Consider the following 8844-nt stretch of genomic DNA (forward strand, 5'->3'; position numbering starts at 1 on the left):
ACCGACGACCACCACACCCCCAGGGGGAAAATGGCATGAATCTCAATGAATCCCTGTGAACAAGAATGGACGTCAAAAAATAAATTAACCCTTACATATCAACCACTTACAAAGTTCACGGTTGTTCATTCAAGTCTATTCCCCTTCCCCCGAGTTCACTCCAATTGGACTTAATATGGACTTAAATTTACTATCCCATCAAAACGGGGGTAGTGATGAAGGCCAAACTCACCAGCAGGACAATCAAGGATCTCGCGCCAGCCGAAAAGGCCTATGAGGTCGTCGATACAGACGTGAAGGGGTTCCTACTCCGGGTCCAGCCCACCGGCCGTATGACCTACTACTACGCCTACCGCACCGCAAGCGGAAGCAAGAAGCGCATCAAGATCGGCTCTCATGGTACCCAGGTGACTGCCCAGCAGGCCCGAGATCTCGCTACCCGCTATGCGGGACAAGTGGCCGAAGGTAAAGATATCCAGGAGGAGAAGCAGTCCTCCCGTAAGGCCGCCCGCGCCGCCTCGGAAAAGACCCTAAAGCGATTCACCGAGAACCACTACAGGCCCTGGGCCCAGACCAATCTGAAAAGCTCAGATAGTACTATTCAGAGTGTCTACGCCAGCTTCCCCGATCTCCTCGATACCCCGATGGCAGATATCTCTGTTGCCTGGATCGAGCGCTGGCGGGTCCAGCGGCTAAAGGATGGCAACAAACCGGCTACCCTAAACCGCCTAGTCAATGCATTGCGCTCAATTCTTACCAAGGCCGTAGAGTGGGAAACCATTGAGGAGCATCCCCTCCGCAAACTAAAAGCCCTCCATGTCGATAGCGCTCCCAAAGTCCGCTATCTGAACAGTGACGAAGAGGAGCGACTCTACCGAGCTCTGGAAGAACGCGACCTGAAGCTCAAGGAAGCCCGGGCGAGAGCCAACGAGCACCGGGCTATTCGCGGCTACGAGCTGATGAGCGACCTTTTCCAGTTTACATACGGAGATCGGCTCTCACCTTTGGTGACCCTGAGCCTCAAAACCGGGATGCGCCGGGGCGAACTATTCGACCTGACGTGGGAGAACGTGAACCTCGATACCAAGGTCATCACAGCCACAGCCGAAACCGCGAAATCCAGGCGCACTCGGCATATCCCCCTGGGGCCAACTGCACTGAAAGTCCTCACCGCCTGGAAACAACAAGCTCCGCTTCAAGCTGGGCGCGTATTCCCGGCAGACGACGGCGGCAGACTCGATAACGTGAACACAGCCTGGCGCAATCTTCTGAAGGCCGCCAACATCACCCACTTCCGTTGGCATGACATGAGACATGACTTCGCCTCGAAGCTGGTGATGGAGGGAGTCCCGTTAAACACTGTCCGTGAACTTTGTGGTCACTCAGGACTGGATACCACTCTTCGCTATGCGCATCTGGCACCGGATCATAAAGCGGAGGCTGTCGCCCTCATAGGCTAAATCCCTGCCTCAGATACAGCCTCTATGTAGATAAGCTATAGAGAATTACCTATTATGTTCCGGAAGTCATAACTTACTGATTTTCTTGTATAAATCGCTCTAAAAACACACAAGTCAATTTCAGTAAACACACAACTAAAATCAAAAAGAAGAGATATCATGAGATTTTTTGTGATCCTCGGTGTGCTTGTCCTGAACGGATGCGCCATAGTGAAGCCTGCTCCTATCGAATACGATATGGGTCATCGCCCCAGCAACCCCCAAGTCCCACTAAGCAATAGCAACCTTCCCGCTCTAGCTGTACAGCAATTCACATACGAGCCACAAAAAACAATAAGCCAATATCAAGTAGCAGGCCTTTCAGGTTGCCTAATGTGCAATCAAGACGGCACTTATGCGTCTTTCCTATATGCTCAACCGGTTCCCGATATTATCCAATACGAAGCAGAACAGGCGCTTTTAGAAATTGCAGGCAACGCACGGCCCTCACACTGTTCAATAAGCGCCGAAATTCATACTGTCGGCTATGATGGTAACTTTGGAAACACAACTTTAGATTTAACCTACGTCCTCAGAATTGGTAATTCCAATGAATACATCAAGCGTATTCAGGGCAAATTTAATGAAGACATATTTCCCGGTCCCCCTGTCAAGAAACTCTGGGAAAATGCGACTCGCGACAGCATTCGGCAGTTGATGCGAGATAAGTCTTTTTCTGCCTTGGTAAATGAACGCTGCGTAGGCAGAGGGTAACCTAAAAGGAATGGGCAGCAGTGTGTATCGGTACAATTGCTGCCCTTCACCTCTTAAACCGCTTTTTAAGTCGTACCTGCGACCAGCTTCCCCTCCTCATCAATTAGCATATTCCCTAATAGCAAAGCCCCTCTGATCACTTTTCAATCACCACGAGAAATAGCTCCCGGCATCTCGAAAGTAGAATCTCGGATAAAAGCCCAAAGCAAGCCTATTCACCATCTCCAGCCAATACTTGTTGAAAAAAATTTTAAATTTTTTTCATAGAAAATCGCCAAATCAAAGTTTCGGTCTAATCGCCGAAGATGAAGCGAAAACGGCAACCGAATTCGGCGAAGTTCGACACATTGCGCATTTTTTGACCTGAAAATATTTTAACCGAACTAAGCGAACGGCGACCAAACAGCCTCTTCACAGTGAAGCGAACCGCTCTATAGGGTGTGTCCATCGTGACAAACACAGATGGATAGCAATGCCCATGGAGACACAAAACAGCAATCGAGCATTTACCGAGATTGAGGCTGCCAAATACATTGGCATGAGCCGCTCTTACCTCGCCCAAGCTCGCATGGACGGGCGGCGGGATAACCGCACCCCTGCCCCACCCTTTATCAAGATAGGACGTGCCGTCCGGTACTTGCGCGAAGACCTGGATACATGGCTCAACAGCTTTTCAAAGCTGGAACACCTGGGACAGGCCTGAGGTCTCGCCATGGCCATCTCCGACGCCGATGAGGCGCTTGCTATCACTGGAGGCTTCGGGACTCACGAGTGTCGCGCCTTCAGGGCTCATATATTCAAGGCACATGAATTCATCTGCCTGGCCCTCGCGCAACACTACAAGCGTATTGCCCTGGCGGACGGGCACGTAAAGGCGAACCAGGCCCTGCGGGAGATCCACAAGACTCTGAAACTCGGGAAGTCATTTGAAGGGTTACATATGACATCCCCAGATGAGGACGTCCAACGTTTCGCCGAGCACAAGGCCAAGATGCTTAAAGCCATGTTCTTTAGGGAGAACAAAGCCGGGCGATACAAGAATGGGCTGCGCAAGGCGATTAAGAGCGTCGAGAACTGCCAGCTGACCTTTCCCCACCCCGATCCACTCCAGGCAAGCCAAGAAGAGATCATGCCGGCGCTCGCCCGCGTCTTCTGTCCAGATTGGTGGCGGCGTGGTATTCGCACTCTTCAGGATTTGTATCTGGAAGAGGTCCATATCAAGCTGGGCTTGGTCAATAAGCGATCAGGTATCTATGCCAGCAACCATGGGGTGAAGCGAAAGCTCGCTCAATGGAAGCGAAATGAAGCGGTGCTTGCCGCTTTGGAAGCGGTCAACGAGCTAGGCGAAGTCTTCAACTTGCTCGATGTGGCGACGCGAAATGTAGCGAACTTGGCCAACCGGCGAAGCGAGCTCATGACCCGCATGGCTGGGTTTGAAGCGATCTCCCGTAAGCGCGGCGAGCAAGGGGTATTCCTGACTCTTACCGCTCCGTCCAAGTACCACAGTCATCTGTCGGCCAACTGTAAGCCCAATCCACGCTACAACCGCTCGACTCCAGCCGAGGTCCAGGCGTACTTCAACCAACAGTGGGCCAAGATCCGAGCGAAGCTGAAGCGAAGCCAGATCCAGCCCTATGGTTTCCGCGTGGTTGAACCGCATCACGACGGTTGCCCGCACTGGCACATGCTCTTGTTTATTGCACCCGAGCAGGTCAAGGAGGCTCTCAGCATCTTCCGCCACTATGCGCTGGAGATAGACGGCAACGAACCCGGCGCCCAGAAACGGCGCTTTACCGTCAAATACATAGACCCGAACAAAGGTACTGCCGCTGGCTACATCGCTAAATACATAGCTAAGAACATCGACGGGGAGCACGTCGGCGAAGACCTATATGGACATGACGCGATTCAGAGTGCCATCCGCATCCGAGCCTGGGCGTCTACCTGGAAGATCCGTCAATTCCAGCAGATTGGCGGCCCTAGTGTTACTGCCTGGCGAGAGTCCCGCAGGCTCGCCCATAGTGAGCATGCAGAAGCCGCTTTGGACTCAATAGATAGCGAGCTTTTAAAAGGACTGATTGAGGCGGCAGATAGAGGGGATTGGGAGACATTTACCGAGCTTTCCGGTGGCCCCACTCCAGAACGGGCCAGCCTACCGTTGCGAGCTTTGCATGTCGTCAAAGAGGGCCTGAACAAATACGGCCAAGAAGCTCAAAAGTTGATCGGCTTGCTCTTTGAAGCGAAATCCAGAGTTATCACTCGCTTTCATGAGTGGACAGTTCGACCGGTTGCTGAATTCGAAACTCGCGGAGCGGAAGCGGAAGCGGAAGCGATAGGAGGGGCGAATGCCCCTCCCTTGGAGTTCTGTCAATAACTATACGATCATGTGCTTGCGTAACACCCTAATAAATACCGAGCCCTTGCTCATCATCACGCGAAGACTCATATTCGATCTGGCGTTCAATGTAAGTGAGATAATCCCTAACCCAGGTTCTGACATTTGAATTGTCATGCTCGAGCAGCGGTTTTAGTGCTGTTTTATCGGACTCAAGATAAGGAACTAGTGAACCACTCCAGCTCCGAGTACCAACATTGGCTCTCAGCTCGTTGACAACATTGTTCTCATCCCCAAAATTCTCAAGAACAGAGACAAATAATGGAGATGGTAATTTATCCTCACCATTTAACTCGAAAACATTCAAGCAACGGGCAACAAAAACTGGGCCGATCTCAGGTACCGAAAAACACCATTCGATAACACTTTCAACTGGCAAAGCAGAAAGCACACTTGGTGCAATTTCATCTCTTCCGGCTTCGCGATCCAGGAGTTGCTGCAACCAATACAGTTTTAGTCCTTCAGAATGAGAAATCGCCTCACCAATTATCGGCCAAAGAATATCCCCATATTCTTCCATTAGCTTCAACATTAGGGGTTTTATGTAGGACCATATATGTCCATGATCCAGCCCAATCCCAGCCGCATCTATTAACTGGTTCGTCAAGTCGACTGCGAACTCCGCATCTCGATCCTTTAGTATTTTGTCAGCCAAATCAAACCAATGGTGCACATCCGAGGAAGCCGTTTCCAGTCCCTCATGTAAAGGGACTGCGGTTACAAGGCGTTTAACTTGATCCCGTAAGCCGCAGATACTATCTTTTTTGGCAAAGCAATACATATATATGACATTCAGCGCCGACCAACTCGCAACAGCGCCCATCTCAGCTAACTGCAAGCAAAAATTAGCAATGATGTCTGGGTCAATGGAATCTGTCACTGCACCATAACTCAGCACATTCGCACTATTTGGGGCTAAGGTGCCATGCCGAATAAGATCCAATAACACATCTAAATGCGCCTTTTCTAGATCTCCGGTACAAACTACACTAGGATACAGAAACACCAATTCTTCGTTCGAAACTACTTTTTCAACGTTTTCCTGCCAATCCGTCGGTGATCGCTCGAATATTCCGCGAAAAAGCCCTAAAACGAACCTTTGATCAGGCTTTTCAATTTCTACTATGCGGCATAAAACTAAACCCAGCAATTGTGAAGGATCATTTACATCTTTAGCCAGCTGACACCCGAAAGCATAAGCTTGCTTCTGGTCGCCAATTAAAAGCAGATTAAGGTACGGGATCAGCTCTTCCACATTTCTAGAGATCTCTGTCGCAAGGTCTTTAGCATTTTGTGCCGCAACATCAATATAGTGACCCTCTTCGTTCTTATGGTGCTCCCAGGGAGGATTTGTCACTAGGATTTTTAGCCTATCAGATAATTCTGCGTGATTAGGGCTTAGTAGTTCTAACCACTGCCTCAAACTATCTTCCACACCTTTATCCATCCCACCAGAGTCATGCCTTAGGGTATTTTTTATACTCTCTAAAGCTTGTGGCCAATAACGTCCATTTTCTGAAATTATGAATCTGATCGCCGAATCCAGCATTTTAATCTGACCGCGGGCTACAAATCCTCTGATAGATCCACCGATAACGGAAAGGATTTTCTTCTTTTGAGAATCACCTCGACCGAACATTGACAACATTAAACCGCACGCTTGCTGCCAAAAATCATAAACTTCTGGCCAACTTTTTGGCCTCCACTCTTCTAGAGGCGCCTTTGTTCCTTGAAATTCGGCACCAATAGTCCGTGTGCCACCGTAGGTATTAAGTGCTTGCTCCAAAGCATCTAGCACAACCATATCCATACTAAGGTGATTTTCCGAGATCCCCTTCCTCAACAAATCAAAGCGAACATTAGGCTTTGCTTGTGTCCCGGAAAGATTAACTCTAAATAACTGAGCAAACATTCCCGTAGCATTATTACTCCAACTCTCGTTTTCAGCCGAAGCCAGAAGCAACATACACCAAGCTGATTTCTCAAAGACATCCGATCGGAAACATAATTTTTCGAGCCCCCAGACCAAATTTCTTCGTATATCGCCACTTATATTCTGAAGCTGTTCCCTACTGCACTCCGTCAGGATGTGATACAGAGCATTACTTGTGGATTCTGGGTTCACCTCAACAAATGCGCGGAAGAGTTTCGAACCCCTCTCTGTAAGCAACTCCTCCGCCTGTACAAAAGGGCTTGCACCTCCAAAAAGCTTATCAGAGAATTTCTGCACATTCGGCTGGTGATCCAGGTATGAGGCTTGGGTGCAAAAGCTAGGCAATAGAGAATCGGGCACACTATCAACTAATTGCTTTTGACGATCATAGGGAGTGCCCTGCCACCACTCAGAAGCAAGCGTTAGAGCAAGGGGCTTTGGAACCAATCTAGCGTATCGGCCTGCACGGTTAATAACTTGCCGTTTAGTAAATTTTCTTATTACGCGATCAAACGCTCTAAGATCCTTCCCCGCTACATCTTCCGCAATAAACTTTGCCTCATTCCGAGCAGCATCTTCTTCTACCCCGAAGACATCAAACAATGAGCATGCTGAAAGAATGTCTTCTTCATCATTAGATATCCCACCGTTTCCCTCGATCAAGCTTCTGACGACTGAATCCTTTTCAATTGAACCAAGTAGTCTCCCTTCGTTCTGATACTGCTCTGCGATAAGAGTTGCCATAAGCGGATATCCTTGCGCGAATCTAGCGACTCTAGCAACATCAGCTCGATCCATCCCCACCAATATTGGGGTTAAGATTTGCGCGACCACTTCATCAGACAATGGAGAAATCTGAATATGAATGGAGTCATCAACTTGCTCGTCAAAATAGAAAACTGTAACAAGCTTAATATGACATTCAGATGCGATAATCTCCCTAGCTAATTGATTATGTAAACTGACACTACAATCTTCCACTACGACGAGCCCATGAACTCGGTCTTCAGCCATTTTCCTAAGGCTTTCTCTAATAAGCGTCTCGTGACCAGACGCACTAAAAATCAGCACACAGGTATCATCAATACTTTCACTCTTATCAATCGCCTCCAACAATAAGCGTGTTTTACCTAAACCGGACGCACCTGTTAGCCGGACAACTGATTTTTGCATATCAATCGCGGCCACCAAAGACTCTAAATTTTTACTTCTCTCAGCATCACTAGCGTATGTATAGCTGTGATTCCGCTCCATTCGCTTCCAGTTATCAAGGTCTCTTGATGCAATATTTTTATATTTGGCTACAGTGTTTTTTTCTAATATGAACCGCTTAAAAACAAGATATGAGGTCGACTCTCTACTTTCGGGCTTTACGATTGTTTTATGATTAACGTCATTGATGGTTTCAACTTGGTGATACCTGAAGATACTTTTGGAACTTGACGATGAAACAATATCGTCATTGGCTGCAACGATGCTAATTATGTCAAGCATCCGGTCCAGATCACTATCTACCCACCGGTCATTCAAGTCATCAAGTTCGCTCGAGTCGCGACACAGACTCTTAAGGTGCCTATTTCTAAAAGCGATGTGCTGCCCAATATTTGCATACCCTGAACCATCGTGAGGAACATCAAAGAAACATACTTTCTTAATATTATGGGCAATATTCTTGTCCTTCATTCGAAGGAGAAGTCGTTTAATGACAACCCCCCCTAAACTATGACCCGCCAAAATAATCTCATCATTATGCAAATCACACCGTGCCTGGATATCCGTGAGTAGACCATTTGCAATATTTAATATACTCGGGGCTCTAGATAGGCATTGCGTCACAAAGTTCGGCGACTGATAGCCGTACGACACAATCGTATAATCAAGATCCGTATCACTCTCCAATAAATCCGGGAACTTCCCCCACGTGCCTTCGGCTGTGCCACCCAACCCGTGCACAAGAATTATTTTTTTTGCCATTCCGCCGCTCGTTTATATGAAATTAATTATTAAGATCTACCTTCTTAGCTAGCGCTATATTCTACAGCAGCCATCTAACACGGTGCAGGATCGAAAGACTATCCAGCTTTTGCTAGTCAAAACAACTTTACTGTCTACAGCCAGCCCCTTCGAAACTCTATTGGGGTTCAGCTTGGTAATCGGCCGACACAAGAACAGCCTAATGCTGCCGGGCAATAACAGACGGACTTAATATGGACTTAAATCGCGGGCACAAAAAAGCCCGCTCAAGTGGCGGGCTTCTAAGTCGTTGATTTACAACGGTTTTATGGTCGGAGTGGCCGGATTTG

At 48.2% G+C, this 8844-nt stretch carries 5 protein-coding genes; 4 read left to right on the top strand and 1 reads right to left on the bottom strand.

The genetic code is table 11. The features are described from left to right. Window positions 1-215: 215 nt before the first annotated feature. The 4 genes from B4U49_RS02615 to B4U49_RS02630 all read left to right on the top strand — a co-directional run bounded on the left by B4U49_RS02615 (window position 216) and on the right by B4U49_RS02630 (window position 4587). A complete protein-coding gene (locus B4U49_RS02615; protein WP_078083023.1) occupies window positions 216-1460 on the top strand; it encodes a site-specific integrase in 1245 nt (414 codons plus the stop codon). Window positions 1461-1619: 159 nt separating this feature from the next. Next, window positions 1620-2213: a hypothetical protein gene (locus B4U49_RS02620; RefSeq protein WP_078083024.1), complete on the top strand. Its 594-nt coding sequence runs from the start codon at window positions 1620-1622 to the stop codon at window positions 2211-2213. A gap of 478 nt (window positions 2214-2691) precedes the next feature. Next, window positions 2692-2916, top strand: a complete 225-nt coding sequence (locus B4U49_RS02625) for a helix-turn-helix transcriptional regulator (protein ID WP_078083025.1) — start codon at window positions 2692-2694, stop codon at window positions 2914-2916. A 9-nt stretch (window positions 2917-2925) separates the two neighbouring features. Continuing rightward, the gene (locus B4U49_RS02630) at window positions 2926-4587 is read left to right on the top strand and encodes a replication endonuclease (RefSeq protein ID WP_078083026.1); all 1662 of its coding nucleotides are present in this window, start codon (window positions 2926-2928) and stop codon (window positions 4585-4587) included. A 28-nt stretch (window positions 4588-4615) separates the two neighbouring features. On the opposite strand, the gene B4U49_RS02635 is transcribed toward B4U49_RS02630, so the two are convergent. Further along, complete coding sequence (locus B4U49_RS02635; RefSeq protein WP_078083027.1) at window positions 4616-8515, bottom strand: alpha/beta fold hydrolase; 3900 nt, start codon at window positions 8513-8515, stop codon at window positions 4616-4618. Window positions 8516-8844 lie beyond the last annotated feature (329 nt).

Origin of the sequence: Microbulbifer mangrovi, assembly GCF_002009015.1 — a bacterium.
Classification (GTDB): domain Bacteria; phylum Pseudomonadota; class Gammaproteobacteria; order Pseudomonadales; family Cellvibrionaceae; genus Microbulbifer; species Microbulbifer mangrovi.

Coding starts and splice junctions, on each gene's coding strand:
- B4U49_RS02615 (WP_078083023.1), top strand. CDS start 216: ATGAAGGCCAAACTCACCAGCAGGACAATCAAGGATCTCGCGCCAGCC.
- B4U49_RS02620 (WP_078083024.1), top strand. CDS start 1,620: ATGAGATTTTTTGTGATCCTCGGTGTGCTTGTCCTGAACGGATGCGCC.
- B4U49_RS02625 (WP_078083025.1), top strand. CDS start 2,692: ATGGAGACACAAAACAGCAATCGAGCATTTACCGAGATTGAGGCTGCC.
- B4U49_RS02630 (WP_078083026.1), top strand. CDS start 2,926: ATGGCCATCTCCGACGCCGATGAGGCGCTTGCTATCACTGGAGGCTTC.
- B4U49_RS02635 (WP_078083027.1), bottom strand. CDS start 8,515: ATGGCAAAAAAAATAATTCTTGTGCACGGGTTGGGTGGCACAGCCGAA.